At 53.6% G+C, this 1,917-nt stretch carries 3 protein-coding genes; all 3 read left to right on the top strand.

The annotated features are described in order from the left end of the window. Window positions 1-146 precede the first annotated feature (146 nt). Window positions 147-1,166 (top strand): minor capsid protein, encoded by a 1,020-nt coding sequence (locus tag NFS22_RS23450; RefSeq protein WP_251320035.1) that lies wholly within the window; start codon window positions 147-149, stop codon window positions 1,164-1,166. A gap of 4 nt (window positions 1,167-1,170) precedes the next feature. Next, window positions 1,171-1,419 (top strand): hypothetical protein, encoded by a 249-nt coding sequence (locus tag NFS22_RS23445; RefSeq protein WP_251320034.1) that lies wholly within the window; start codon window positions 1,171-1,173, stop codon window positions 1,417-1,419. Window positions 1,420-1,593: 174 nt separating this feature from the next. Beyond that, a partial coding sequence (locus NFS22_RS23440) for a phage scaffolding protein (RefSeq protein WP_251320033.1) occupies window positions 1,594-1,917 on the top strand: 324 nt, incomplete at its 3' end.

Genomic DNA, 1,917 nt, shown 5'->3' with positions numbered 1-1,917 from the left:
CCGCCTTTGAGGTCCAGCGGGGCCTTGGCGTGGGCTGGACCATGCAGGCGCTCAATGAGGGCACCATCAAAAAGGTCTTGTCCCGCCCCTGGACGGTGGACGGCCAGACATTTCGGGACCGCTGCTGGACCAATAAGCAGGCCCTGGTGAACAGCGTCAACACCCAGCTCACGCAAATGATAATCCGGGGGGAGGCTCCTGACCGGGCCATCTCCGCCGTTGCCAAGCAATTCAACGTGTCAAAAGGCAAAGCGGGCCGCCTCATCATGACGGAGAGCGCCTATTTTGCCAGCGCCGCCCAAAAGGACTGTTACGGTGAGCTGGGGGTGGAGCGCTACAAAATCGTGGCGTCCTTTGACCAAGACACCTGTGAGCTGTGCGGGGCCCTGGACGGCCAGGTTTTCAAAATGTCCGAATATCAGCCGGGCCTCACCGCTCCCCCTTTCCATCCGTGGTGCCGGTGCTGTACGGCCCCCTATTTTGAGGATATGGCGGGCATTGGTGAACGGTGGACCCGCAACCCGGACGGCACCACGCACAAAGTCCCTGCGGACATGACCTTTGCGGACTGGCGGCAGCAGTTTGTCCAACAGGGGCAGGGATTGACAGACGCCGCAAAACAAGGTAAAATAAATCCGTGGGGCTTTAACGACATACAAGGTAACCATACAATAGCTGATGACATAGGAACCGCACAGAGCCCAACTTGTAACCCTAATTTTGCAAAAGGCGGGGACTATACCTATAACTGCGGCTATTGTAGTGCAACCTACGAAATGCGCCGGAGAGGCTTTGACGTTGAGGCCCAACCCTTGCACGGTTTACTTGTGAGCGATTGGAAAAATCTATTTACAGGCGGAAAAGCGTACCCGTTTATGAAAGAAAAAAGGGTGCCTATTGTTGAAACGCTTACAAAGCAAATAAAAGGGCTACACCCGGATGGTGCGAGAGGCTCAGTCTTTGTGCAATGGAAAGGCTCAACCTGGGGACACTTCTTTTCCTGGGAGCGGCAAGGTGAAACCGTGCTTTTTATTGACCCGCAATGTGGCGGGATTGACGTGGCTGAGTATTTCAAGAGAGTAAAGCCGGAAAGCATTATCCATATGAGATGGGATAATCTTGAGCCGTCTGATGCAATCAAGAACGCTTGCATAAACAAGGGGTGAAAACATGGACGCCAAAAAAGCCTATGCCGTTATCAAGCAGAGAAACAGCGGAAAAAAGTGCATAGAGTGTAAAGACTACGGGGACTTTTTTGGCTTTGTCTTTGTCCCCCAAGACCTGCCGGATGGTGAGGTGTTTGGCGGGGCGTGTGATACGGTAGACAAAAAGACCGGCGCAATTTCTACATTTAGCCCATTTATGAATTTTGCTTTGTTTGACAGAGCAAAAACGGTGGACTTGTCCGCCTTGATATGAGTGCATAGGCCTCTAATTTGAATAACCCACCTGTTGATTAAAGCATCGTGCTGAAAATGCACGGTGCTTTTTTCATACCCTACCGCTGGCCCGGCGGACTAAAAGCGGGGCGCTGCAATACCGGGACTGGCCGGATAAACAAGGACAGCAGACAACACAAGGAGGTAAAGCATTATGTTGGAATGGCTCAAGACTATCCTGGGGGACAAGTACACCCCCGAAATTGACACGGCGGTGTCTCAGGAAATCGGCAAGGGCTTTGTTTCCCGCACCGACTTCAACACCACCAGCGGCAAGCTCAAGGAGGCGGAGGCCCAGGTCACCCAGCTCACGGAGAGCGTCAAGACCCGTGACACCCAGCTTGAGGAGCTGAAGAAGTCCGCCGGGGCCAGTGAGGAGCTGCAAAAGCAAATCGAAACCTTGACCCAGCAGAACAAGGACCAAAAGGCCGCCTATGACAAGGAGCTGGCCACCGTCAAGCTCATGGCCGCCGTGGAT

Origin of the sequence: Flintibacter muris, assembly GCF_943192995.1 — a bacterium.
Lineage (GTDB): Bacteria > Bacillota > Clostridia > Oscillospirales > Oscillospiraceae > Lawsonibacter > Lawsonibacter muris.
The sequence above is the reverse complement of the archived record's forward strand: the minus strand, read 5'-3'. Positions and strand labels throughout refer to the sequence as shown.